General features: G+C 49.7%; 23 protein-coding genes and 1 tRNA gene. 16 read left to right on the plus strand and 8 right to left on the minus strand.

What is annotated here, in order from left to right:
* Positions 1-318: 318 nt before the first annotated feature.
* The 6 genes from GJQ69_RS02570 (at position 319) to GJQ69_RS02595 (ending at position 9,277) form a co-directional block, all read left to right on the plus strand.
* Entirely contained in the window at positions 319-825 is a 507-nt protein-coding gene (locus GJQ69_RS02570; protein ID WP_174192844.1) for a DUF4358 domain-containing protein, read from the plus strand.
* 899 nt (positions 826-1,724) lie between these two features.
* Complete coding sequence (locus GJQ69_RS02575) at positions 1,725-2,771, plus strand: LacI family DNA-binding transcriptional regulator (RefSeq protein ID WP_086036334.1); 1,047 nt, start codon at positions 1,725-1,727, stop codon at positions 2,769-2,771.
* 1,152 nt (positions 2,772-3,923) lie between these two features.
* On the plus strand, positions 3,924-5,294 hold the full coding sequence (locus GJQ69_RS02580) for an ABC transporter substrate-binding protein (RefSeq protein ID WP_086036330.1): 1,371 nt from the start codon (positions 3,924-3,926) through the stop codon (positions 5,292-5,294).
* A 94-nt stretch (positions 5,295-5,388) separates the two neighbouring features.
* Positions 5,389-6,252, plus strand: a complete 864-nt coding sequence (locus tag GJQ69_RS02585; protein ID WP_086036328.1) for a carbohydrate ABC transporter permease — start codon at positions 5,389-5,391, stop codon at positions 6,250-6,252.
* Positions 6,252-7,112 carry a carbohydrate ABC transporter permease gene (locus GJQ69_RS02590; protein ID WP_404352242.1) on the plus strand — a complete coding sequence of 287 codons (861 nt, stop codon included), beginning with the start codon at positions 6,252-6,254 and terminating at the stop codon, positions 7,110-7,112. The genes GJQ69_RS02585 and GJQ69_RS02590 overlap by 1 nt, the downstream gene beginning before the upstream one ends.
* A gap of 104 nt (positions 7,113-7,216) precedes the next feature.
* Entirely contained in the window at positions 7,217-9,277 is a 2,061-nt protein-coding gene (locus tag GJQ69_RS02595) for a glycoside hydrolase family 31 protein (RefSeq protein WP_086036326.1), read from the plus strand.
* A gap of 373 nt (positions 9,278-9,650) precedes the next feature.
* On the opposite strand, the gene GJQ69_RS02600 is transcribed toward GJQ69_RS02595, so the two are convergent.
* The 3 genes from GJQ69_RS02600 to GJQ69_RS02610 form a co-directional block, all read right to left on the minus strand.
* Positions 9,651-10,712, minus strand: coding sequence for an IS3 family transposase (locus GJQ69_RS02600; RefSeq protein WP_174192710.1), 1,062 nt, complete (start codon positions 10,710-10,712; stop codon positions 9,651-9,653).
* Between the two features lie 2 nt (positions 10,713-10,714).
* The gene (locus GJQ69_RS02605; RefSeq protein WP_174192708.1) at positions 10,715-11,236 is read right to left on the minus strand and encodes an HTH domain-containing protein; all 522 of its coding nucleotides are present in this window, start codon (positions 11,234-11,236) and stop codon (positions 10,715-10,717) included.
* Between the two features lie 155 nt (positions 11,237-11,391).
* A complete protein-coding gene (locus GJQ69_RS02610; RefSeq protein ID WP_174192846.1) occupies positions 11,392-11,532 on the minus strand; it encodes a hypothetical protein in 141 nt (46 codons plus the stop codon).
* Positions 11,533-11,620: 88 nt separating this feature from the next.
* On the opposite strand from GJQ69_RS02610, the gene GJQ69_RS02615 reads away from it, so the two are divergent.
* The 3 genes from GJQ69_RS02615 to GJQ69_RS02625 all read left to right on the plus strand — a co-directional run bounded on the left by GJQ69_RS02615 (position 11,621) and on the right by GJQ69_RS02625 (position 12,763).
* Positions 11,621-11,694 (plus strand) — tRNA-Gly (locus GJQ69_RS02615).
* Positions 11,695-11,864: 170 nt separating this feature from the next.
* Positions 11,865-12,470 (plus strand): HD domain-containing protein, encoded by a 606-nt coding sequence (locus GJQ69_RS02620; RefSeq protein WP_174192864.1) that lies wholly within the window; start codon positions 11,865-11,867, stop codon positions 12,468-12,470.
* Between the two features lie 17 nt (positions 12,471-12,487).
* Complete coding sequence (locus tag GJQ69_RS02625) at positions 12,488-12,763, plus strand: hypothetical protein (RefSeq protein WP_086036320.1); 276 nt, start codon at positions 12,488-12,490, stop codon at positions 12,761-12,763.
* 251 nt (positions 12,764-13,014) lie between these two features.
* Here GJQ69_RS02625 and GJQ69_RS09865 read toward each other — a convergent pair whose 3' ends face one another.
* Positions 13,015-13,305, minus strand: coding sequence for a hypothetical protein (locus tag GJQ69_RS09865; RefSeq protein ID WP_338031357.1), 291 nt, complete (start codon positions 13,303-13,305; stop codon positions 13,015-13,017).
* Between GJQ69_RS09865 and GJQ69_RS02630 the strand changes: the two genes are divergently transcribed.
* The 3 genes from GJQ69_RS02630 to GJQ69_RS09730 all read left to right on the plus strand — a co-directional run bounded on the left by GJQ69_RS02630 (position 13,277) and on the right by GJQ69_RS09730 (position 16,976).
* The gene (locus GJQ69_RS02630) at positions 13,277-14,536 is read left to right on the plus strand and encodes a radical SAM/SPASM domain-containing protein (RefSeq protein WP_338031358.1); all 1,260 of its coding nucleotides are present in this window, start codon (positions 13,277-13,279) and stop codon (positions 14,534-14,536) included. The genes GJQ69_RS09865 and GJQ69_RS02630 overlap by 29 nt on opposite strands.
* A gap of 214 nt (positions 14,537-14,750) precedes the next feature.
* On the plus strand, positions 14,751-16,475 hold the full coding sequence (locus tag GJQ69_RS09725) for an AIR synthase-related protein (RefSeq protein WP_236849719.1): 1,725 nt from the start codon (positions 14,751-14,753) through the stop codon (positions 16,473-16,475).
* A gap of 324 nt (positions 16,476-16,799) precedes the next feature.
* Positions 16,800-16,976, plus strand: a complete 177-nt coding sequence (locus GJQ69_RS09730; protein WP_236849720.1) for a hypothetical protein — start codon at positions 16,800-16,802, stop codon at positions 16,974-16,976.
* A gap of 98 nt (positions 16,977-17,074) precedes the next feature.
* Here the strand turns inward: GJQ69_RS09730 and GJQ69_RS09735 are convergent, their stop codons facing one another.
* Entirely contained in the window at positions 17,075-17,233 is a 159-nt protein-coding gene (locus GJQ69_RS09735; protein ID WP_236849721.1) for a hypothetical protein, read from the minus strand.
* Positions 17,234-17,320: 87 nt separating this feature from the next.
* On the opposite strand from GJQ69_RS09735, the gene GJQ69_RS09740 reads away from it, so the two are divergent.
* The 4 genes from GJQ69_RS09740 (at position 17,321) to GJQ69_RS02645 (ending at position 21,377) form a co-directional block, all read left to right on the plus strand.
* Positions 17,321-17,545 carry an AIR synthase family protein gene (locus tag GJQ69_RS09740; RefSeq protein ID WP_236849722.1) on the plus strand — a complete coding sequence of 75 codons (225 nt, stop codon included), beginning with the start codon at positions 17,321-17,323 and terminating at the stop codon, positions 17,543-17,545.
* A complete protein-coding gene (locus GJQ69_RS09745; protein ID WP_236849723.1) occupies positions 17,529-18,515 on the plus strand; it encodes a phosphoribosylformylglycinamidine synthase subunit PurQ in 987 nt (328 codons plus the stop codon). Before GJQ69_RS09740 ends, GJQ69_RS09745 begins: the two co-directional genes overlap by 17 nt.
* Complete coding sequence (gene alr, locus GJQ69_RS02640) at positions 18,508-19,698, plus strand: alanine racemase (protein ID WP_086036316.1); 1,191 nt, start codon at positions 18,508-18,510, stop codon at positions 19,696-19,698. Before GJQ69_RS09745 ends, alr begins: the two co-directional genes overlap by 8 nt.
* 230 nt (positions 19,699-19,928) lie before the next feature.
* Positions 19,929-21,377, plus strand: a complete 1,449-nt coding sequence (locus GJQ69_RS02645; RefSeq protein WP_086036314.1) for a carbon starvation CstA family protein — start codon at positions 19,929-19,931, stop codon at positions 21,375-21,377.
* A gap of 90 nt (positions 21,378-21,467) precedes the next feature.
* On the opposite strand, the gene GJQ69_RS02650 is transcribed toward GJQ69_RS02645, so the two are convergent.
* From GJQ69_RS02650 to GJQ69_RS02660, 3 genes are read right to left on the minus strand one after another with little or no spacing between them, the layout of a single operon-like run.
* On the minus strand, positions 21,468-23,051 hold the full coding sequence (locus tag GJQ69_RS02650) for a hypothetical protein (RefSeq protein ID WP_086036312.1): 1,584 nt from the start codon (positions 23,049-23,051) through the stop codon (positions 21,468-21,470).
* Entirely contained in the window at positions 23,041-23,754 is a 714-nt protein-coding gene (locus tag GJQ69_RS02655) for an ABC transporter ATP-binding protein (protein WP_086036884.1), read from the minus strand. The genes GJQ69_RS02650 and GJQ69_RS02655 overlap by 11 nt, the downstream gene beginning before the upstream one ends.
* Positions 23,755-23,762: 8 nt before the next feature.
* Positions 23,763-24,317, minus strand: a complete 555-nt coding sequence (locus tag GJQ69_RS02660) for a helix-turn-helix domain-containing protein (RefSeq protein WP_086036310.1) — start codon at positions 24,315-24,317, stop codon at positions 23,763-23,765.
* Between the last annotated feature and the right edge of the window lie 119 nt (positions 24,318-24,436).

Raw genomic sequence — 24,436 nt, forward strand, 5'->3', positions numbered from 1 at the left:
GAGAATTTTGCAGAAGAACAAACGTAAGGCCATACCGATTTTTTAACTACCGTACTGTTGAAAATGTGGAAAATTCAACGCCAAAACCGGAAAATGGCTGATTTTGCGCACGATTTAGTTGAAAACACGGTTGAAAATGTTGAAGACTTTTTAACAGGTAAAGATTTACAAACTTTTTTAACATATATTATGTAAACTAACAAGGCGGGCAAAAAAGATGGGAAGAAAAAATATAACAACGGATTTTCCAATTTAGAATAATAAATTGTACAAAAAGCATTAGAATGGAAAAATATTGTGTGGGCGGAGGGAGTGCCTGTGAGAAATCACGTGAAACCAAAATGGATTATCCTTTCAGTTTTAGCTGTAGCGCTGGCTGTGGTCATCGTGCTGGCCGGCGTGCATGCACTTCAGTCTCTGCATAAAGCGCAGCATCAGCTCCGGGCAGATGTACTGGCGGAAGAAATAGTGAATCAGCTGGGATATCAAAATCAGTATACGCAGGTGCCATCCGCGTCTATACAAAAATATTATCCGATAGCAGCGGGCATGGTGGAAAGCCAGGGCATGTGGATTGCCAAGACAGGGGGTAGTGCCGATGAGCTGTGCTGCTTCCAGCTTTACCGTGCCGCAGATGCAGAGAAAATGAAGGCGGTTATTGCGGACCGTTTGGAGCAGAAGGCAAAGGCATTTCACGGCCTGAACAGTGACCAGTATCAGCAGGTGCAAAAGGCCGCTGTTTATCAACAGGACCGATATGTGCTGGTGGCCATTTCCAGTGACCCTTCCGGAGAGGTGCATTTATTCCATAAGCTCCTCAAATAAATGTAAGTTTGTCAAACATATTGGACAGTGAAGAAGTGGAAAAATTCAGCAAAAGAGAGCCAATGAAGCAGTTTGGCAGCAGTTGCTTCCAAGAGCGCAGGATGGCCCTTTTTTTGATGGAAAAAAGCGGTTGGTAAATCTAAAATTATTATCTGTCTGGATGCATTCCATTCGCACCCCACGGCGTGCAAACCACTGAACGGATTTTTTAAAAAATCGGCGGAAGAATATGTATTATGTTCCGGGTAAGCGCCAAGAAAACGCAGGTGAGAGTATTCGTCAATCGCCAGCTATATATTGAAACAAGTGCAGCTCTGGACCAGCAATACAGCGCATGGGGACTATCTTTACATCTATTTAGACGCGTTCCCATTTTTCTCATGACACGAAACAGAAATTCCGGCCAGCGTCGATATCCGTATTTTCACAGGCGGTGCCACAACTTAATAAGGCCAAGCTTCGGGTTTCTGCGCCGCATATTCTGAATTAACTTTAGTTCTTCTTCTGTATGCTGATTCGGATGACTGTGAGGCCTGCGTGACTGACAACGGAGAGTACCATCGTACCGCCTTTTCCAAAAATAAACATAGGAACGGCTGTGGTTATATTTCCGACCCGCTCGGCCGACACTAAATTCGCATTAGGGATTGCTTGTATTTCATATCTTGTGTTACACTGTTCATGCAGAAATGGGTACTTCCTTTCGGTTGAATGAGATGAAGTAACTTAAATTCTAACCGATTTTGAAACAAATCATATACAGCTATCTTTTTTATACCTGAAATGTGCCTAGAATCTCCTGAATCCCCATTCTGTTTTTGCGTGCCGATACCATTACTTTCCACTCAATTTGTTAAATCACTATAGGTTCACTTTTACTCCAGAAAGGAAACTTCGTTATGGTCACCATTAAGCAAATGGCCGAAAAAATCGGTGTCAGCCCCACTACTGTTTCCAATGTCATTCACGGAAATACCCGGGAAGTTTCCCATTCCACGATCCAGAAAGTTCGTCAGGTCATTCGGGAATCTCATTACATTCCCAATATGACTGCACGCAATCTTGCCAGCAATCAGACACATATCATCGGCATTATCCTCTGCTTTGAAAAAGGAAGTGGTGCACAGGCACTGGCAGACCCTTTTAATGGCGAGTTGGTCGGTGCGATTGCCGCTGCCATTGAGGAGAGGCAGTTTTATATGATGGTGCACATCACCAATGCGGAGGATGAAGCCATTCAGCTTGCCCTTTCATGGAATGTAGACGGACTTATCATCTGCAGCATGCACAAGGATCAGTGGTGCCGGATTGAAGAAGTTACGCATAAACCCGTGGTTTTCATCGATTCTTATTTTGATGGCAGAAAAGATTATGCAAATATCGGGCTGGAAGACCGATTCGGCGGCTACCAGATTACCTCTTACCTGATTGCGCACGGGCACACACGCATTGCCTTTTCCTCAGATAACCTCATCGGCGTTGACCATGAGCGCTATCTGGGTTATAAAACTGCATTGGAGGAGCATGGCATCCGCTGTGAAAAAGGCTGGATGATTCCCTCCTCCCATGAGGATAAAACCAAAGCACCGGCAGAACTGCTGCGCCGGAGAAATGATTTCACAGCTGTTTTCTTTGTCTCTGATTATTATGCGATGCTTGCCATGAATTATTTACAAGATAACGGCGTGCGCATACCGGAAGACCTTTCCGTCGTCGGCTTTGACGATAATATACTGGCACAGAATACCCGCCCGTCGCTGACCACCATGCACCAGGAACCAGCAGAGAAAGGCCGGCTGGCAGTGGAGCTGCTCCTAAACATCATGCAGGGACATCCGCCGAAGCAACGAAATATCCACTTGCCTACACACCTGGTTGAGCGCGGCAGCGTGCGCACCATCACAGATGAAACTGTTGAAAACAAGGAAAAAGGACTTGCACAATGAAAGGTGAAAAACGAAATGGGCTATCCGGAGAGGCAAACTCAGTTCACAAATATGGAGTTTACAGGGCCTACGGGCACTTTTGGGTTTCACCGGGAAATAAAAATATCGGCTTTCATGATGAATACATTCCGCGAATTACCGTAATTTATGGGTGTGAATTTAGAATAAAGACAAAAAAGAAAGGCTGCGGAGAATTTCTCCACAGCCTTTCTTTTGTTGTCACACTGACTTTGCCCCGTCTGTGCAGCTTTTATGGCAGCCATCACACTACCGTGAAAACCGGTTTCCGCAGGCTCCTTTGCTTTGCTTATTTCCTCTGCTAAAATCCATTGTAACCGCTTCCCTGAAAATAAGGCAATGCTCTGTTCTGCACGATTGGACTATACCCGATAAAACGGACAGTAAAAAAAGAGATCTTTTTATGCCCAGAAAATATACAAAAGTTGAGTTACTGAACGAAGAGGTACTTCGGTGCAAAACAGCCGGAAAGAAACCAATCGGGAAATAGCAGAAAGTTATGAATTGAGCAAACAACAAATTAAAGGGTTGGCGAAACCAACAGGCAAAAGGGGATAAAGACCAGTGGCTGATAGGGCCGATTACGGATTGTCAGCGGCGTGGAAAGCAGACCTACGGATGCCGCCAGGCGTAATGCGAAAATATGATTTGCTTTCGCCAATACGTCGGCATTGGCCATTGTACATTACAAACAGGCGGTATATAAATATCCGAACCTGTTAAAAAGGACTTTTGAGCAGCCGCTGCCCAATTACTTCTGGGTTACGGACATTACCTACATTCCTAACGCAAAACGAATGTCGTATTTGTGTGTGCTGATACAATTAGTTTTCGTATGTTTATACGGATCAATTTGTTAGATTGCTATAAACCGGAAAAAACGATTCCCGGTGTGGGCCGTACGCACCGCTTTGGGCACCAAAAAGAGCAGTTCCCAGTTTCGGCGATTTTATGCGTAGAAAATCAAAAATATTAAAACTTATGCGCAAAAGTATTGCAAAACGAAAATATATGATATATAAAAATCACATAAAATCAGCTTATACCAGATAAACTTTTGCGACAAAGTGATAATTGTGGCATATTGGGAAATGCTGATTCACAATCTTTTGGAGGAAAAGGAGTTGTTTAAAAATGAAAGGTAAAAAGTTGCTGGCATTAGTAACGGCTGGTGCAATGTGTGCGGTTGCATTAACAGGATGCGGCGGAAACCCAGGAGCTTCTTCCGGAGCTGCTGGTTCCACTGCGGCGGACACCTCTGCAGGCGGAGTGCCCAGTGATAAAAATGTGAGCATTAATATTTTCCAGTTCAAAGTTGAGGCAAAGGATGCCTTTCAAAAAGCCATTGACGCTTACCAGAAGAAGCACCCGAATGTTAAGATTAACATGGAAACCGTCGGCGGCGGAGACGATTATGGCGCCGCGCTGAAAACAAAGATGAAGTCTGACCCGCCGGTCATCTTTAACATCGGCGGTCCGCAGGACGTGAAAGACTGGAACAGCAAGCTGGAAGACCTTTCCGACCAGCAATGGATTTCTCATTTGCCGGAGGATTCCCTAGCCGATGTCAAGGATGGCAGCAAAGTTTTGGGAATGCCGTTTGACCTTGAGGGCTATGGCATTGTCATTAACCGCAAAATGTTTGAGGATGCCGGTGTGTCTTATGATTCAATGCTGACCTTTGATGGCATGAAGAAAGGCTTTGATACCCTAAAAGCCAAGATTGAAAAGGGCGACATGAAATCCAAATATCCGCAGTTGGAGGCGGTTATGGAGTATCCGGCCAAGGAAACATGGGTTATCGGTGACCATGACATCAACCCGGCTTTGGGGCAGGACTTTAAGAATGCAGCCGAAGCATTTAACGCCAAGGAGCTTCCATTTAAGGCGGCGGACGGCTACAAGAAGATGATCGATTTTCAGGCAAGCTACACCACCAACGCAAAGAACCGCGGCACTCTGAATTCTATCGATTATAGCACTTCTTTGGAGGGCGGCCTTGCTATCGAGCGTGTTGCTGCCATTGAGCAGGGCAACTGGATTGCACCGTCTGTTACCAATGTGGATGCTAACGTGCTGCAGAAACTGGATGTGCTGCCGCTTCCGGTGCCGGGCTTCTCTGACGGCAAATGGCCGGTTGGCGTGCCGATGTACTGGGCTGTGAATAAAGATGCGGATGCTGACAAGAAAGCTGCTGCAAAAGATTTTCTGAACTTTATGTATCAGTCCGATGAAGGCAAGCAAATTATTATCAATGACGCGAAGTTCGCGGTCGCATTTGACAACTATGGCAGCCTGAAGCCGTCAGACCCGCTAAACCAGCGTATTATGAAGGCCGTGGAAGAAAAGAAGACAATTCCTGGCTGGGTTTACAACGGCGCACCGGCAACCTGGACACAGAAAGTGGCAGGCGCCAATGTGCAGAAATACCTGAGCGGTGAGGAAACATGGGACCAGGTCGTGAAGAACTGCAAGGACCAGTGGAAATCCATGAGAGCTTCCTGAGCAGATAAAAACTGAAAGTGCCTGAATCGGGAGTCGCCGCTTTCAAACGGCGGCTCCTGTGCTAAATGAAATCAAGTCTAAGGGGGAATCACGGATGCAAAAGAGCAAAACACGGTTTTGGCTGTTTTTGGCGCCTGCGCTGATTGCTTTTGTGCTCGTTGTGCTTATTCCCACAATCATGGGATTCTGGTATGCCTTCACAGACTGGAACGGAATCTCAGAGCGTGCCAACTTTGTGGGAGCTCGTAATTTCGTAACCATTTTTCAGGACCAGACTTTTCTGCACGCTTTTGGATTCACGGCTTTGTTTGCCTTGTGCGCAATGGTACTAGTCAATGTCGTAGGCTTTGCTCTGGCGCTTCTGGTGACACAGACTTTTCCCGGCGCAACTGCCCTGCGCGGCATTTTCTTCATGCCAAACCTGATTGGCGGGCTGCTGCTCGGCTTTACATGGCAGTTTATATTTACATCTGTCTTTACGGCAATTGGCAAAGCAACCGGAATGCATTTTCTGATAGGCTGGCTGTCCAATCCGCAGACCGGCTTCTGGGGGCTGCTGATTTTAACCGTCTGGCAGCTTTCCGGCTACATGATGATTATTTATATTGCGCAAATCCAGCAGATACCAGAATCTATCAAGGAGGCAGCACGCATTGACGGCGCCGGTGCGGGCAGTATGCTGGTTCACATTACGATGCCGCTGATGATGCCTGCCTTCACAATCGGTTTGTTCATGACTATCTCCAATTCCTTCAAAATGTTTGACCAGAACCTGGCATTGACAGCCGGCGGCCCTTACCGCGCAACCGAGATGCTGGCGCTGAATATTTACAACTCCGCCTTTGCGGAAAATCGCTTGGGCATTGCACAGGCAAAGGGTATCATTTTCCTGATTGTCGTTGCCGCCATTGGCATTACCCAACTGATGCTTACCAAGCGGAAGGAGGTTGAGATGTAATGGAAAACACCCAAACAGCAAAAACCGGAATGCACCGCAAAAATAAAACCAAGAAGGCGACATTCGTTGTCATCGGCATTTTACTGGGCATTCTGTTTTTATTCCCAATCTTTATTCTGATGCTGAATTCCTTTAAGAATCAGCGTGGAATCTTTATGAATGTGCTGGGCTTTCCGGATGCAAAGACCTTTACACTAAAGAACTATGTGCAGGCTTTTCAGTCTTTGGATTATGTGACGTCGTTTATGAATTCACTGGTCATCACGGTCGTGTCCACGGCGCTGATTATGCTGGTATCCTCCATGGCAGCATGGGTGCTGGTGCGATACAAGACAAAGGTGAGTTCTGTCATTTTCATGCTGTTCGCCGCTGCCATGCTGATTCCCTTTCAGTGTGTGATGCTGCCGCTGATGAGCCTTGGCTCCGCTCTACACATGATTAACCGCGTTGGATTGGTTATCATGTATGTTGGCTTCGGTACCAGTATGTCCATCATCATGTTCCATGGTTTCATTAAAAATGTGCCGGAAGAACTGGAGGAGGCCGCCACGATTGACGGTTGCAATTCCATTCAGCTTTTCTTCATCATTGTGGTGCCGCTGCTCAAAACCATTATGATTACAGTCGCCATCCTGAATGTGATGTGGATTTGGAACGATTATCTGCTGCCATCCCTGGTGATTAACAAACCCGGCTGGCAGACTCTGCCGCTGAAGACCTATCTGTTCTTTGGGCAGTTCTCCAAGCGCTGGGATTTGGCGTCTGCTGGACTGATGCTGTGCATCATCCCAATCGTTATTTTCTATCTTGCCTGCCAGAAGTACATCGTCAAAGGTGTGACAGAAGGAGCAATTAAATAAAATATTGAATGAAATGTGCGAAAGACCGGATTGCGCTGTGCATCCGGCCTTTTTGCTGAAAAGCAGGGAATTTATGAAACAGAAGATTACAGGAGGACATTACTATGATTAGACGCTATTCATTCGGGCATCCGTTTCAGACCGATGCGGTGGTGAAAGACCTGCCGCCCATACATGGGCCGGTGCCGTATTTTACAGTGGAAAATGATGACTGCACACTTGCCTGCCCACTTAGCAGCGACACGATTGTTTATGGCTTAGGTGAAACCGTGCGCGGTATCAATAAACGCGGCTGGCATTACTGCAGCAACTGCTCAGACGAACCGCAGCACACAGAGGGCAAACAGTCCCTGTATGCGTCGGACAATTTTCTGCTGCTGGCGGGGAAAGGGCAGATGTTCGGCGTATTTCTGGATTATCCCGGGAAAGTCGATTATGACATTGGTTACACCAATATGAACCATATGGCGGTGACTGTGGGGAATGCCGACTATGACCTTTATATCATAGAAGGCAAAAGTGCAGAGGAGATTGTGCATCAGTTCCGTGGGCTGATTGGCAGAAGCTATATTGCGCCAAAGTGGGCTTTTGGCTATGGACAGAGCCGCTGGAGCTATTACAGCGAAGATGAAGTACGCGAAGTGGTGCAGAAACATCGGGAAAATCATGTACCGCTCGATATGGTATACCTTGATATTGATTATATGGACCATTACAAGGACTTTACCCTGAATGACAAAACCTTTCCGGATTTTGCCGAGTTTGTGCAGGAAATGCGGCGGCAGAATATCCACCTTGTGCCGATTATTGATGCCGGTGTTAAGCAGGAAAGAGGCTATGATGTTTGTGACGAGGGGCTGGAAAACGGCTATTTCTGCAAAAAAGAGGACGGCACTCCTTTTGTGGGCGCGGTCTGGCCGGGCAAAGCTTATTTTCCGGACTTTTTAAATCCGGAGGTGCGCGCGTGGTTCGGCGGAAAGTACCGCTTCCTGCTGGATAAAGGCATTGACGGATTTTGGAATGATATGAATGAACCGGCGCTATTCTATTCGGAGGACGGACTGAAAGCCGCCTTTGCGGAGATGAAAAAGCTGGAAGGCAAAAATTTGGATATGGATAAGGTCAACTATTTCCGCGAGCTGGTCACCGGTTTGTCAAACAACCCGAAGGACTATGAGAGTTTCTACCATAATTGCGGCGGAAAGCGGGTGCGTCACGACAAGATTCATAACCTTTATGGCTATAATATGACGCGTTCCGCCGGGGAAGCCTTTGAAAAATACTGTCCGAATAAACGGGTACTGATGTTCTCCCGTTCCTCTATGGTGGGAATGCACCGTTACGGCGGTGTCTGGACAGGTGATAACTGCTCATGGTGGAGTCATTTGCTGCTGGAAATTCAGATGATGCCATCCCTGAATATGTGCGGTTTCCTGTATTCAGGTGCGGACATTGGAGGCTTTGGGGACAACGCCACGGCTGACCTGCTTCTGCGCTGGACTGCATTTGGCGTCTTTACACCGCTTATGCGAAACCACTCCGCACTGGGTACCCGCTGTCAGGAAGTCTACCGCTTCCCGGAGGTACTGCCGGTATTCCGGAACCTGATTGGCATTCGCTATGCACTGCTGCCGTATCTTTACAGTGAATATATGAAAGCCACACTACAGGACACTATGTACTTTAAACCGCTGGCATTCGTTTACCCGCAGGACGAGGACGCCGCACGGGTGCAGGACCAGCTCATGCTGGGCGACGAACTGATGGTGACACCGGTTTACACACAGAATGCCGTGGGCAGGACGGTCTATCTGCCGGAGCCGATGAAACTGGTTCGGATGCATTCCGCACAGGAAATTCAGACGGAGCAGATGGAAAAGGGATACCACTATATTCCAATCGCTCTGGATGAGATTGTCTTTTTCCTGCGTTCAGACCGGATGATTCCTCTTGCAAAGGGCGGAGAAAGTGTACCGGAAGTCGATTTTGGTGACTTGACGCTGCTTGTCAATGTGCAGCACTGTGCCGCTTATCAATATTACAGCGATGACGGCTGCAGCAAAGATTATGATAACCCAAAAAATCGCACCTGCATTACGATGAAAGCCGATGGTACGGTTTCCGCAGAGGGACAGCTCCCAGTAAAACTTGATGTAAAGAGATAAAAGCCCTGACGCAGAATAGCTGTGATTTAAGCGGCCTTGCTCCGGTTTTTAAACGGAGTGAGGCCGTTTTTTAAGTTGATACGTTCATAATAGTAAAATCATCAGAGGCAAGCTTCACTACCGTTATAAAAAAGATGATACAAGCCAGTGAACGCGACCGTCCGAATGTGCAGTTCCTATGTTCTTGTCTAGTTCACTGAATGGGGAGATGGAGAGCCCTTCAAAAACTACATTGAGCAGCATCCTGAAGTGTACCCCGTTGTTCGGACAAAATAATCAAACTTGAAATCCGAAAGCTGAATCCGTGATATAATGTTCCTGCTTTACTGACAGACAGGATAGGGCAACGCTGGAGAGCGACCCGAGCGGGCTGTCAGGTTTGCGGGGAAGGCGGAGCTTTGGCTTCGTCTTTTTCTTTGCCTTTCCCGGAAACAAAAGCGTTAAACTCCGGGGGGTTGGGGGCAGCGCCCCCAAATGTATCCAACGGATAAATTCCCGTCATGACAAACTTGTAGTACTCACACGGCGAGAGCTTGGCAAGGCTCCATTGATACCGGTCGTTGTTATAATACTCAATCCAAGCGTAAACACGTTCAGCAATTACTGCATGTCCATAAGATCCAACCGGTGGCAGTTCATCCTTCATGTGTCCAAATAGGCTTTCCTGCGGTGCATTGTCCCAACAATTTCCTCTGCGGGACATGGATTGACGGAGGTTGTAATCATTCAGAATGGCAACGAATTTAGAACTGGTGTATTGGCATCCTTGATCTGAATGGATCAGGGCGTCCGTGTGAAGTTCAGACCCATGCTTTTCCATCAGTTGATTTACGGTGTCCAAGACGAAATCTGTATCACAGGAGTTACTGCAGGTACAGGCCAAAACTTCTTTTGTGAATGCGTCCATGATCACACAGACGTATGAATAATAGTAAGCTCGTTGGCTGCTATCTCGGTGTACCGGTCTCGGAATATATGTAATGTCCGTCAGCAGAACAGTGCGCGGTCCAAATGACTTAAACTGTCTGTTTAGTATGTTCGGAGCTGTCCTGTTTTCCTGTAGACGCTTGCCGAGCTTGCGGTACGGATTTACCTTTCGTACCGGACATACGAGGTGATACTTTTTCATCAGTCTGCGAATCTTCTTTGTGTTCATAAGCACCGGGGGATCCTGATGCCGCAGTCTCATGTGTATACCGCGTGCGCCTTTTGAATATCCGCGGAAATTGTATGCAGCCACAATGAGGTCAAAGTCTCTTTGATCGGCCTCATCGGATGCTGTCCGCTCGGTCTGATGTCCACGCCAGTAATAAAATCCCGAACGAGATACGCCTGCTATTTCACAAAGATAAGAAATATTCAGAAGATTGTCATCCTGGCTAATGGTTTCATTTATGATGCGGTAGCGGACTTCTGGGGAACCATTCATATACATGGCTATTTCCCTTTCTTCTCCGCAAATATAATTTTTTTTATAAACTCAATCTCTTGGGACATGTAGGCAACCTTCGCAGCGAGATGGTTTATTTCTGACTCGCTCATCAATGGAGGATGCCCTTTGTTTGCCCTACGAGGCGGCGCTGGCAGTGGAGGTGCATCCTCGTTGTCATCCGGATAAGGATCATTTCCTTCGGTAAACTCGAGGCCACGTCCTTTTGCTTGCCGCAGAAGCTTAAAAAAGCCGAGAATGCGTGCACGTCCTAATGTCTCCGGGTTGAGGCCGACCTCAGAAAAAATCTGTATCGGATCGACCCCATCGCAGTACCGTTGCCAAGCTGCATCTTTAAAAGCTTTTGTGTATGACACTGTTTTGCTTGAGACATATGCCACATGAGGCGAGTCCGTGAGTTCCTTGAGTTGTTCTGCAGAGAACGCAGCATGCTCATATGTGCCGTCAGGATTCTTTTTCTTACGGCCTGCACCAGGACGTGAACCCCCACGATTACTGCTGTTTGCCATTGATAATTCCTCCTTTTGCAGAGAGAAATGATTTCAAATACAGATATTATAGCATTATCTGTCCGGTCTGTGGATGCAAACTATATTATCTGTCCGAAAACTTGATTTCCAACTCTGCGATTTGTGTGATGATTTTGATTTCACACTCTCGAATTTCAATCAATGACTGTCCAAATTTCGGGGTACGGATCAATCCCGCGCCGACTCTCCATGAAGGCGGCATCGTCGTGATGGATAATTTGCGCTATCATAAAATCAAAGGGATCAAACAGGCTATTGATAAAGCTGGCACGCATATTCTTTACCTCCGCTATGTTCCATAAACTCCTCAAATAAATTACTTGCAGGAAAAAACAGAATATGTTATAATAATAATTACTTCATGCAGAAGTAGTTCAGTGGCAGAACATCAGCTTCCCAAGCTGAGAATGCGGGTTCGATTCCCGTCTTCTGCTCCAAAATAAAGCTCCCCGAAGGCCGGTGTCAATGTGGCTTTCGGGAGCTTGCTGTTTATCGAATCAGCACATCTCCGGCAGAAAATACAAAATGCCGGATGCTGTCGAATTGTACGATACTGCGATACTATTATATAGAAGAAAAAGAACGACAGAAAGGTGGACTGTTTTTTATGCAGATTCCTTCTTTGCAGCAGGCAGAGGCACTGCTGGGACAGGCACGAAACAGCAATCCTGGCCCATGGATTGCCCACAGCAAAGTGACGGCGGACTGCGCACAGCGCATTGCCGCTGCCTGTCCGGACCTAAATGCGGATGATTCACATATTCTGGGCCTGCTGCACGACATTGGCAGAGGACACGGCATTTCGGGAATTCGGCACGTTTATGACGGCTGGCAGGATATGAATCAAATGGGGTACCCGGATGTGGCACGCGTCTGTCTGACACATTCTTTTATGTATCAAAGTTTGGATTCTTTTATGGGGAAGATGGATATTACTGATGCCCAAAAGGACGAGCTGACGGCAGCACTTTCCAAAACCCAGTATAATGACTATGACCGCCTTATTCAGCTGTGTGACGCACTGGCCTACCCGACGGGACCAACGCTGCTGGAAACACGGCTGGTGGACGTGGTCCTGCGCCGCGGATGCAGCCGGTTTACCCGGCAGAAATGGCTGGCTACTTATCAGCTGAAAGGATACTTTGAAAGAAAGACAAATCAGAATATTTATCAGCTGGTGCGGGCAAACATTGGCATTGAATACGCTTTATAAAATAAGGGAGAGAACATATGATACAGCTTTCGGTTTCTTTTTCAGCGGCACATATTGCCATACTGATTGGAATTATCCTTTTGGTCACGCTGGCGGCGGAACTGATTCGTTTTGTGTTTTACCGCCGAAAGATGCATTTTATCTGTCCGGAGTGCAAACACGTTTTTAAACCGACGCTGCTGAATTTCCTTGGCTCCGGCGCAACAAATACCGCCTCCGCCGGAAAGATGCTGACCTGTCCCAAATGTGGAAAACGGTCTTACATGGAGCCGGAAAAGGACCGCTGGCAGTAAAAGATGACGAAAGAAAAAAGTCTGCTGCCGGCAGGAATATCTGTGGGCAGAGAGACAAAAACGATAACAGGAACTGAACATTTCCCTTCGGTAGAGTATGACAATTTCGCAGATGTGTCATACTTTATGACTTTATTTTCAGGTTGTCTAAGGACAAAAGCCCATTTCATTCTTATAATGATTTTCAGATACAAAGGGATGCAGGCTGGCATACCCGGTTAAAAAAGTCTTGAAAATGCAGCACTTTTTGCTTATTTTTTCTTTATTAGGAGGATATCAATATGGCAGATGCAGGTCTGAAAGAACAGCTTCAAAAGTTTGGTATTAAAAAAGCTTTGAGTTATCTGGGAAAAGATCCCGATAAAAACATCCCAAAACTTTTGAACATGATTGATAAGTTCGATACGGGTAATATGTACCTTGGTCAGCGCAAGATGTTCCATCGCTTTGTCGACAACCCTGACAACAACTGGTACCAGCTCATCAAAAAGCTGTGGGACGTGGTGGACACTCATGTTCTGCAGACTGTTTTCCAACTTCATTGTCAACGCTACCCTCATTGGCGGCAAGAAACAGGACAAAATCCGCAAACAGTACGGTTGCAACGTCCCGTTTACGATTCTGCTGGACCCGACCAGTGCCTGCAACCTGCACTGCACCGGCTGCTGGGCCAGCGAGTACGGCCACAACTTGAACCTCACCTATGATGAGATTGACGATATTATCAATCAGGGCACCGCAATGGGTACTTATATGTACATCTATACAGGCGGCGAACCGCTGGTGCGCAAAGATGACCTGATTAAGCTTTGCGAAGCACATCAGGACTGCGTGTTCCTCTGCTTCACCAACGCAACACTGATTGATGACAAATTTGCAGAAGATATGCTGCGCGTCGGCAACTTCGTGCCAGCTATTTCTGTTGAGGGCGATGAAGAAACAACCGATGCACGCCGCGGCAAGGGCACCTTCCAGAAGGTTGCCAAAGCTATGAAGATTCTGCGTGAACACAAGCTGCCCTTTGGTGTTTCCTGCTGCTACACCAGCCAGAACGTAGACACCGTCAGCCAGGAGAAGTTCTTTGACTGGATGATTGACCAGGGCGTACTGTTCAGCTGGTTCTTCACTTATATGCCTGTCGGAGTAGGCGCACCGGTTGACCTGATGGTTCCGGCTGACAAACGTGAGCTGATGTACCACCAGATACGTAAATTCCGCAACACGAAGCAGCTCTTTACGCTGGACTTCTTCCTCGACGGCGAATATGTGTACGGCTGCATTGCAGGCGGCCGCTATTACCTGCACATCAACGCAAATGGTGATATTGACCCCTGTGTGTTTATTCACTACAGTGACTCCAATATTCACGACAAGTCCCTGCTGGAAGCATACTGCAGCCCGCTGTTCATGGAATACCACAAGAACCAGCCTTACAACGAAAACATGCTGCGCCCCTGCCCGCTGCTGGATAACCCCTACCGTTTGGAAGATGTTGTCAAGAAGTCCGGCGCGCATTCTACCGACCTGGTGGAAAAGGAAGACGTACACGAACTGTGCGCAAAGTGCGAAGCGCAGGCAAAGGCTTGGAAGCCGGTCGCCGACCGTCTGTGGGTCAGCAGCGAAGGCAATAAGCATGGCCTGGGCTGTGAAAACACCATTCTGCCTGAAAATCGTATCGACCACAGCAAGACACGCCTGCTGCGCGACGTTATCCAGGAAGACATTGACGAGGACAACGCAAAGATTGCTGCGAAGAACGCAGATAAAAAGTAATCCATTATACGCAAATGAAGAGGTCTCTGCCGCAACAGGCAGAGGCCTTTTTGCTGGTCTAGACAGAAAATTGCCCGTAAAAGGAAGCTCTTTTAAGGAAAAGAAAAGGAATATGCCCTTTTCTTGCAGGGTGATTTATGCTAAAATGAAAAACACGAAAAAACATAGTGGCGTTTTTTGCAGCGGGCCGGGAAACCGGCGGAACGGGGGTAAAATGTCTAACGTAAGCAGAGTTTTTGTGGAAAAGAAGCCCGGCTTCGACGTGGAAGCACAGCACATTCGGGAGGATCTTGTGCACAGCCTGGGTCTAGGCAGCATTACGGCACTGCGGCTGATTAACCGATACGATGTTTCCGGGCTGACTGCGGAGCAGTTTGCAGAGGCACGTAGCACAATCCTTTCGGAACCGAATCAGGACATGGTACACGATGAAGAATGCCCGCTTGTGGGCTGGCAGGCTTTTGCCATGGAGTACCTGCCCGGCCAGTACGACCAGCGCGCCGACAGCGCGGCACAGTGCATGCAGCTTTTAACACAGGGGGAGCGCCCGCAGGTTGTTACGGCGAAAATCATTGCGGTGCAGGGCGGTCTGACTGCGGATGAGATGAAGCGCATGGAGGAATACCTGATTAACCCGGTGGAAAGCCGCCTTGCCAGCATGGACAAGCCGGAAACGCTGGAAATGAAAGTACAGCGTCCGGCCAACGTTCAGCGGGTGGAAGGCTTTACCGTATGGGATGAACAGCAGATGCACGCCTATTACGGCAAAATGGGTTTTGCTATGACGCTGGAAGACCTTCTGTTTGTACGGGATTACTTTGAGAAGCAGGAACACCGCGACCCCTCTGTTACGGAGCTGCGTGTCATTGATACTTACTGGAGCGACCACTGCCGCCACACAACCTTTAATACCCACCTAAAAAATATTCATGTCGCCAGAGGTGCGGTCAGTTCAGCTCTTGAACAGGCGCTGCAGGCGTATTATGATGTGCGGGACGAAGTGTACGGCAAGGACACCACGCGCTCGGTTTCTTTGATGGATATGGCAATTATCGGCATGAAAGTGCTGAAAAAGCGCGGCCAAATTCCGGACCTTGACCAGAGCAAAGAAATCAATGCCTGCTCCATTGAGGTGCCGATTACCATTGACGGAAAAACGGAACCGTGGCTGGTGCAGTTTAAGAATGAAACGCACAACCACCCGACGGAAATTGAACCGTTCGGCGGCGCAGCCACCTGCTTGGGCGGCGCTATCCGTGACCCGCTTTCCGGACGTGCTTATGTCTATCAGGCCATGCGTGTGACCGGCAGCGGCGACCCGCTGGTGTCGGTGGAAAAGACACTGAAGGGCAAGCTGCCGACACGCAAGATTACCACCGGTGCCGCTCATGGCTATTCTTCCTACGGCAACCAGGTTGGCCTTGCCACCGGTCAGGTGCAGGAACTGTATGACCCAGGCTATGTTGCCAAACGCATGGAAATCGGCGCGGTTGTCGGCGCAGTTCCCAAAGCAAACGTTGTGCGTGAAGAGCCGGTTCCCGGTGATATCATTGTCCTGCTGGGCGGTGCGACCGGCCGTGACGGCATCGGCGGGGCAACCGGTTCCAGCAAAGCACATACAGAGGAAAGCGTTGAGGAGTGCGGCGCCGAAGTACAGAAAGGCAATCCGCCGACCGAACGCAAGGTTCAGCGTATGTTCCGCAACGCCGCGGTTGCACATATGATTAAGCGCTGCAATGACTTTGTGCCGGCGGTGTCAGTGTCGCCATCGGCGAGCTGGCCGATGGCCTGCGTTATCAATCTGGATAAAGTACCGAAGAAGTACGAAGGACTGGACGGCACGGAACTGTCTATCTCCGAAAGCCAGGAACGCATGGCTGTTGTGCTGGATTCAAAAGATGTAGATGCCTTTATCGCGGCGGCAGATAAAGAAATCTAGCGGCAACGGCAGTGGCGGTTGTCACGGAAGAGCCGCGCCTGCGTATGTTCTGGCGGGGCGATGAGGTAGTCAACATTACGCGCGCTTTCCTGGACACCAACGGTGTAACAACAGGAAACAGACCGTTGAGATTGAACCGGTGGACCCGCAGCAGAACTACCGTGAGCAGGTTCCGGAGGCGCCTTGCCAGCAAACCGCTGGCAGAAGCATTCCGCGACAACCTTGCCCGGCTGGAAGTGTGCGGACAGAAGGGCCTTGCGGAGCGGTTCGATTCGTCCCTTGGCGCCGCAACGGTGCTGATCGCCGTTTGCCGGACGTTATCAGATGACGCCGGAAGAAGGCATGGCCGCCAAGATCCCGACAGCGGGCGAAACCGATGACGCGACCCGCGATGGCTTACGCTTTATTCCCGGCATTTCCAAATGGAGCCCGTTCCACGGTGCCGCATGGGCTGTAACCGAAAGCCTTTCCAGGTTGTGCGCAATGGGTGCCAACCCCTAAAGGCACGCTTGACTTTCCAGGAATATTTTGAGCGCATGACAGAGGACCCCAAACGCTGGGGCAAGCCGACAGCGGGCACTGTTGGGTGCCCTGTCTGCTCAGCTGGGCATGGGGCTACCGGCAATCGGCGGCAAAGACAGCATGAGCGGCACCTTTGAAACGCTGGACGTTCCGCCGACGTTGGTAAGCTTTGCCCTGACGATGACGAAGGCAAGCAAAAACCATTTCTGCAGCCCTGCAGGGCGTGGGACATACACTGGTCCTGTTCCCGCTGCCAGACCGATGAGGCAACACTGCTGCCGGATTGGGAAGCGTTAAAAGATTACTACCGAAATGTTTTGGCAATGATGCAGGACGGTGCCATTCTGTCCGCTTCTGTGGTCAAAGAAGGCGGCACCGCGGCGGCAGTTTCCAAGATGGCCTTTGGCAACCGCATTGGCGTTTCGCTGGACCGCAATATGGAGGACGCGCAGGCGCTCTTTGCACCGCGCTGTGGCACACTGATTGCCGAACTGGAAAATGGCACGGCTTTCCCGAAGGGTGCAGTCGCAGTTGGCCAAAACCATTGAGACACCGGAAATTGTGCTGGCAGGCAGTCATATGACACTGGAGAACCTGCAGGCTGTTTGGAGCGGTACGCTGAATTCGGTTTTCCCGAGCAACGCACGGGAAGTCCCAGTTACGCATGATATTCCGCTATACACCAAGCGCGGCGGCGCAGCGTCGGCTGTCAAGGCAGCGAAGCCCCGTGTATTCATTCCGGTGTTCCCGGGCACAAACTGCGAGTATGACAGCGCCAAAGCCTTTGAACAGGCGGGTGCCAAGGTGGACGTTCTGGTGGTACGGAACCTGACGCCTTCTGCGATTGAAGAAACGATTGCCGCTATGGCACAGGCGATTGCAAAGTGCCAGATTATCATGCTGCCGGGTGGATTCTCCGGCGGCGATGAGCCGGACGGTTCCGGCAAGTTTATCGCCACCACGTTCCGCAGCCCGCGTGTCGCGGAAGAAGTCCAGCGCCTGCTGGAGCAGCGGGACGGCCTGATGCTGGGCATCTGCAACGGTTTCCAGGCGCTAATTAAGCTGGGACTGGTGCCCTATGGGAAAATCACTGCGCCAAGCGAAAAGGCACCGACGCTGACCTTCAACACACTGGGCCGCCATGTTTCCCGCATGGTGTACACGCGTGTGACCAGTGTCAAATCCCCGTGGTTTGCGGCAGTGGAGCCGGGGCAGGTCTTTACGGTGCCGGTGTCCCACGGTGAGGGCCGCTTTGTCGCCAACGATGAAGTGCTGCAAACCCTGATTGCCAACGGCCAGGTTGCAACCCAGTATGTCACGCCGACGGGCATTCCCAGCGGCAGCATTGAGTGGAACCCCAACGGCTCCGTTTGTGCCATTGAGGGCATCACGAGTCCCGACGGCCGTATCCTTGGCAAGATGGGCCATAGTGAACGCCGCGGCACCAATCTGTATAAGAATGTTCCCGGCGAGAAGGACCAAAAATTGTTTGAATCGGGTGTAAAGTACTTTGAATAATTCCCTGAAGCGTACCTGGGCAGAAATTGACCTGGATGCAGCGGCTCACAACTATCAGTCTATCCGCGCAGCCATGCGCCCCGGCGTAAAAATGTGCTGTGTGGTGAAGGCGGACGCGTATGGCCACGGCGCCGAACAGCTGGCGCACCTGTATGAGCGTTTGGGTGCGCAGTGGCTGGCAGTTTCTAATCTGGAGGAAGCTATCCAGATACGCGCCTGCGGGGTAGGACTGCCTATCCTGATTTTAGGCTATACGCCGCCGACACAGGCAAAAGAGCTTTCTCGGCTCAACATCGCACAGGCTGTGCTTTCTGAAAAATATGCGCAGGAACTGAACGCGGCGGCGGAAAATGCCGGCGTAACCGTGAAAGCGCACATTAAGCTGGACACCGGCATGAGCCGCATCGGCTTCCTTTATCAGGACCCGAAACGAGATGCAGATTCCCTGCAGCAGGTTGTGCGTGTCTGTGCACTGCCACACCTGCAGCCGGAAGGCATTTTCACTCATTTTGCAGCTGCAGATGAGGGGGCAGACGGCGAAGAATTTACACATCGGCAGAATGCCAGCTTTACTGACGGCATTCATAAGCTGGAGCAGGCCGGGGTTCGGTTTGCTGTTCGGCATTGTGACAACTCCGCAGGTTTAATGGATTATCCACAGTTTCAGCTGGATATGTGCCGCCCGGGCGTCATTCTGTATGGCATGATGCCCTCTGATAAAGTGCGCACCCAGCTGGACCTGCAGCGTGTCATGCGGCTGAAGAGCGTGGTTTCGCTGGTAAAAACACTGCCTGCCGGTACGCCTGTCAGCTATGGCTGTACGTACCGCACACAGCGGGAAATGCGTGTGGCTACCGTTCCAGTCGGCTATGCGGACGGTTATCCGCGTATGCTTTCCGGCAGGGCAGATGTGCTGATTCATGGCAGACGTGCTCATAGTTTGGGCCGTATCTGCATGGACCAGATGATGGTGGACGTTACGGATATTCCAAATGTGCAGGAAGAGGACCCGGTTACCCTGATTGGCTCGGACGGCAAGGAGTGCATTACGGCGGATGAGCTGGCCAGTCTGGTGGGTACCATCAATTACGAAATTACCTGCGGCATTAGTAAGCGGGTACCGCGCATTTACTATAAAAACGGCCGTGCCGTTGCAGAAATGAATCTTATCTGCGGAAACTAAATAGAACATCTGCAAAATATTTTAGGACCTGTGTGGGCTTTGTGCCTACACAGGTTTTTTGCCGCTTAGGTTATATTTTGGAGGAGAAATTATGAACAAATCGAAAAATGGAAGTTTGTGTAATATTAGCATTGAATATGGTGCACACATTTACTAAAATATAGATATAGTCAGTCGAAGAATTTATATAAGACGCTAGAGAGATTTCCTATTCAAGGGAGGGAAAAAGTATGGTTTCTTTTTTTGTGGCACTGGCTCTGCTGGTTGTCGGCTACCTTACATACAGTAAAGTTGTCGATAAAGTTTTTCAGCCGCACCAATCGCCCACTCCATGCCAAGCACATCCGGATGGTGTTGATTTTGTTCCTATGAGCACCCCGCGTGCGTTTTTGGTCGAACTGCTGAATATAGCAGGTCTTGGCCCTATTTTCGGCGCTTTGGCGGGTTCCCTATGGGGACCGGTGGTGTACCTTTGGATTGTGTTTGGCACAATTTTCGCCGGCGGTGTGCACGACTTTTTAAGCGGCACACTATCTATGCGGCAGGACGGCGCCTCCATTTCGGAAGTTGTCGGCCGGTACCTTGGCAAAGGAATGCTGCAGGTCATGCGTGTGTTCTCCGTTATCCTGCTGGTTCTCATTGGTGCCACATTTACTACCGGCCCAGCCGGCCTGTTTGCGGAACTGACACCGAACACACTGACTACGAAGTTCTGGGTTGTTGTTCTGCTGATTTATTATTTTCTGGCGACGATGTTCCCGGTAGATAAAATTATCGGGAAGATTTACCCGATTTTTGGTGCCATTCTCATTGCCATGTGCGTGGGCGTTATGGGCGGTGTTTTTGCCGGCGGCTATCCAATTCAGGAATTGACGCTGGCGAATCAGCACCCGGCAAAAACACCTATCTGGTCCATGATGTTTGTCACTGTGGCGTGCGGCGCGTGCTCCGGCTTCCACTCCACACAGGCACCAATCGTTGGCCGCTGCATTGACGACGAGCGCAAAAACCGTAAAATTTTCTACGGCGCCATGGTCGCTGAGGGCGTTATTGCGCTTATCTGGGCAACTGTTGGTGTTGCGTTCTACGGCGGCACAAAGGGACTGTATGATGCCGGCCTGGCTCTGCACAACAACCAGTCCGTTATGGTTTATAACATCGGCAAAGGTCTGCTGGGCCCAGTCGGTGTTATCCTGACGGTTATCGGCGTTGGCATCTGCCCAATCACTTCTGCAGATACCGCTTTCCGCAGCGCACGTTTGACAATCGCTGACTGGTTCCATATTGACCAGAAGAGCATTCCGGCTCGTCTGAAGATTTCCATTCCGCTGTTTGCAGTAGGCGCACTGCTTACACAGCTGGACTTTTCCGTTATTTGGCGCTACTTTTCCTATTCCAACCAGACGCTGGCCATGATTGTCCTTTGGACCGGCGCAGCGTATCTGTGCAAGTGGAAACCAGGTACTATGTATTCTCTGGTCGCAGCCATTCCGGCAACCTTTATGTCCGCGGTCACCGCTACTTATTTGTTTATGGCACCGGAATGCCTGCATCTTTCGACCGCGATTGCTTATCCGGCCGGAATTATCTTCGCGATTTTCTGTGTCATCCTTTACATTGTAAAGGGTGTTATTCCGAATATGAAACCGACTGACCGCCTCACCGGTACGCCGGCATAAAGCAAAGCGGACAAAAACACATAGAATCGCAATGCTAAAAAAGACACCGTCGCAGAATTCCTTTCTGCGGCGGTGCCTTTTTCGTAGAGCTTACTGCCACTGCAGCGGCAGGCGCAGCAGGTGATGGTATAATAGGCAGGTCAGCAGCAAAACGAGGACAGCTGTACCACCATAGATAAATGCAGCACTTCCCGAAAACGAGAATGTCAGCAGAATGGGCGGGAAAACAGCCAAAAAACCAATCAGCAGCGTAAACAGCATCGGCATTCCTTGTTTCACCGGCACCATTTCACTGGTCCAGTCAAACTGCGGGCGGGAAATGTCCAGCAGCAGACCGACCACTGCGATGAACAGCGAATAAATACACGGCAGCACAAAAGTAAAAATTGCCTGTACAGGCGGCAGGTGCAGACCAAACAGCAGCAGAAGGCCGCTGACAAAAACCGCCGGCAGCAAAATGGTCAGATTGACCGCTATTTTAGCACGGAAAACCACCTTTTGGGAAACCGGCGCGGAACAGGTAATCCACCGTGTCTTTCCTTCCAGTGAAACGGAAGCGGCGGTTGTACAGCTCATACAGACAAACATGGATGGAAGCAGCGGTGCCAACCGCCGCAGCCATACGGCAATGATTGGTATACCCGCCATAGACGCCACTTTTTCGGGCGAAAGGAACAGCAAAACAGCACTGAACAGAACAATGAGAATTGGCCCGGGCATGGTATTCAAAACATAAACCGGACAGGAAAAGTAACGATGCAGTTCCTTGTGGTAGAAAGCAGAGGTCGGCGAAAGGATTTTTCTCTTTTCTGCCTGTAAAACATTCTGCTGTCTGCCAGTGTGCTGGTTTTCCAGTGCAGCATGCAGGGCGGGGTAATTGTGTGTCAGTATGGATACAAGCAGGGCGGTGATGCCCGTGGATGCCAGTGCGAACAGCAGGTAAGCGCCCCAGTTTCCATTGTTTACTGCAAGTGCGTACCACGCCGCGGGCGGATAAATTTTTCCGGCAGCGCGCGAAACTGAAACCGCCGCAGCCTGCAGCTGTGTTCCGGGGTGGTCACTGCCGAGGAAGAAGAAAAGCCCAGCCATGATAGCGATAAACAACAGTAATCCAAGCAGAATGGACAATAGGTTTTTATGACGGGACCGTACAGAAGCCGCTGTTATAGCGGCGCTGAGGACAGCCCCGACTGCGGTGGGCAGCAAGGGCAGCAAAAACAGCGCCGGAATCAGCATCAGCCAATAGGAAATGTCTTTTCCGCCGGCCATACCGCAGACAATGCCTGCCGGCAGGAAAAAAGAAGTGCTGAACAAAAAGCTAATGCAGTAAATACTCAGCAGACGGCTTTGCACAACGGCACGAACAGAGACAGGCAGTGCCATGACCAAATCGTAGTCGCTGCAGGTAAACAAAGCCGGTCTGCTTTTTTGGAGCGTTGAAATCAGTGTAATCACAACGCAGATAACAGCGGTCAGCGGTGCAATGAGAGCGGCCATCTTTGCCAGCACAAGGCCCATTGCCAGTATGACACTGTAAAAAATGAGCAGCAGGGACAGAAAGCAGAGAATAGCGAACGATGACATTCCTTTTTTGACATGGGAATGCCGCATTTGGTTCCACCCCAGAAAGCCAAGCATCTGTACTTTCAGCAGTGTCAGGGTGTTATGATTCATGGCCGACCACCTCCAGGAAGACATCCTCCAAACTGCTGTTTCCGCGTACGTCTTCGGTTTTGCCACTGGCTATCAATTTTCCGTCCTTCAGAATGGCAATTTTGTTGCAGAGCTTTTCGGCAACTTCCAGTACATGAGTGGAAAAGAAAATGGCACTGCCGCCGGCACACAGCTCGTGCATCATGGCCTTTAGGTGATAGGAGGCTTCCGGGTCCAATCCGACAAACGGTTCGTCTAGTACCAGCAGTTTCGGTGTGTGCAGAAAAGTGGACAGTACGGCCAGTTTTTGCTTCATGCCGTGGGAATAAGAGGAGATAAGATCCCCAAGTACCGGCGTCAGCCCCAGTAAACTGCTGTACTTTCGAATGCGTTTCTGCCGCCGGTCGGCGGGCACACGAAAAATATCCCCGATAAAATCCAGATACTGAATGCCGGTCAAATACTCGTACAGGTCCGGATTGTCCGGAATATAGGCAGTTACGGATTTGCATAGGACCGGTTCTTCCCGTACAGAGTGGCCGTCAATCCGAATTTCGCCCGCATCGAAGGGCATGACGCCCACCACCGCGCGGATAGTCGTTGTTTTGCCGGCACCGTTTTGGCCGATAAAGCCATAAATATCGCCCGGTTCCACCGTCAAGTTCAGGTGGCCCACCGCCGTTTTTGTGCCAAAGCGTTTTGTCAGGTCTTGAATTTGCAGCATTGGTTTCATCATTGTGGTTTTCCCTCTTCCAGTTTTTTCGGCGGTGTTGCAATCACACCAATCGAGTGCATCTGCCGTCCGGGTGCGGGCTGGTTTTTCTGCATTTCCGTCAAAATTTCGCCGATTTTTTGCAGTACGGTGACTATCTCTTCGCGCGTTGCCCATACCGGACAAACTGTAAAGCTCAGCGCGTCCTGTGTGGGGTCCGCGTCTTCCCGCTCTGCATATTCACGAAATTCCTGCAGCAGGCCGGCCATATACTGCGTGAATAGGTACAGAAGTCCTTTGGCAGGGTCTTTTTTCAGAAGTGTTTCCCCCTCAGCCTGCAGGTCTATTTTTAGGGCATATACTTTTTCCACTGTGCCGCGTACAGGATTTTTAGCGATGACTTTCAGAATGCCGTCCTGGCACATTTGGTTTAGATACCGGTACAGCGTGGATTGTGAAATATCCCCCAGTACCGGCCGCAGCTGTTTGGCGGTAGCCTGTTTTTTGGTGTATATTTCCAACAGAAGCCGGCTTTTTGCCGGGTGAGTGAAGCACGCTATGAGCTTATCCAGCATTGCAGAGGTTCCTTTCATTGTCATTTTCATTATATTATCATGTGTGATAATATAATACAAGAGAGAATATAAGATTTTTCGGATGGCTTTTTGCAGGCACTTATATGGCTTTCCTGGAC

The sequence above is a fragment of the Caproicibacterium lactatifermentans genome, from assembly GCF_013315815.1.
Lineage (GTDB): Bacteria > Bacillota > Clostridia > Oscillospirales > Acutalibacteraceae > Caproicibacterium > Caproicibacterium lactatifermentans.

Bases quoted from the DNA above. Each gene is read 5' to 3' on its own strand.
- GJQ69_RS02575 (WP_086036334.1), top strand. From the start codon at position 1,725: ATGGTCACCATTAAGCAAATGGCCGAAAAAATCGGTGTCAGCCCCACT.
- GJQ69_RS02580 (WP_086036330.1), top strand. From the start codon at position 3,924: ATGAAAGGTAAAAAGTTGCTGGCATTAGTAACGGCTGGTGCAATGTGT.
- GJQ69_RS02585 (WP_086036328.1), top strand. From the start codon at position 5,389: ATGCAAAAGAGCAAAACACGGTTTTGGCTGTTTTTGGCGCCTGCGCTG.
- GJQ69_RS02590 (WP_404352242.1), top strand. From the start codon at position 6,252: ATGGAAAACACCCAAACAGCAAAAACCGGAATGCACCGCAAAAATAAA.
- GJQ69_RS02595 (WP_086036326.1), top strand. From the start codon at position 7,217: ATGATTAGACGCTATTCATTCGGGCATCCGTTTCAGACCGATGCGGTG.
- GJQ69_RS02600 (WP_174192710.1), bottom strand. From the start codon at position 10,712: ATGTATATGAATGGTTCCCCAGAAGTCCGCTACCGCATCATAAATGAA.
- GJQ69_RS02605 (WP_174192708.1), bottom strand. From the start codon at position 11,236: ATGGCAAACAGCAGTAATCGTGGGGGTTCACGTCCTGGTGCAGGCCGT.
- GJQ69_RS02610 (WP_174192846.1), bottom strand. From the start codon at position 11,532: ATGCGTGCCAGCTTTATCAATAGCCTGTTTGATCCCTTTGATTTTATG.
- GJQ69_RS02620 (WP_174192864.1), top strand. From the start codon at position 11,865: ATGCAGATTCCTTCTTTGCAGCAGGCAGAGGCACTGCTGGGACAGGCA.
- GJQ69_RS02625 (WP_086036320.1), top strand. From the start codon at position 12,488: ATGATACAGCTTTCGGTTTCTTTTTCAGCGGCACATATTGCCATACTG.
- GJQ69_RS02630 (WP_338031358.1), top strand. From the start codon at position 13,277: ATGTTCTGCAGACTGTTTTCCAACTTCATTGTCAACGCTACCCTCATT.
- GJQ69_RS09865 (WP_338031357.1), bottom strand. From the start codon at position 13,305: ATGAAGTTGGAAAACAGTCTGCAGAACATGAGTGTCCACCACGTCCCA.
- GJQ69_RS09725 (WP_236849719.1), top strand. From the start codon at position 14,751: ATGTCTAACGTAAGCAGAGTTTTTGTGGAAAAGAAGCCCGGCTTCGAC.
- GJQ69_RS09730 (WP_236849720.1), top strand. From the start codon at position 16,800: ATGACGCCGGAAGAAGGCATGGCCGCCAAGATCCCGACAGCGGGCGAA.
- GJQ69_RS09740 (WP_236849722.1), top strand. From the start codon at position 17,321: ATGATGCAGGACGGTGCCATTCTGTCCGCTTCTGTGGTCAAAGAAGGC.
- GJQ69_RS02645 (WP_086036314.1), top strand. From the start codon at position 19,929: ATGGTTTCTTTTTTTGTGGCACTGGCTCTGCTGGTTGTCGGCTACCTT.
- GJQ69_RS02650 (WP_086036312.1), bottom strand. From the start codon at position 23,051: ATGAATCATAACACCCTGACACTGCTGAAAGTACAGATGCTTGGCTTT.
- GJQ69_RS02655 (WP_086036884.1), bottom strand. From the start codon at position 23,754: ATGCTGCAAATTCAAGACCTGACAAAACGCTTTGGCACAAAAACGGCG.
- GJQ69_RS02660 (WP_086036310.1), bottom strand. From the start codon at position 24,317: ATGCTGGATAAGCTCATAGCGTGCTTCACTCACCCGGCAAAAAGCCGG.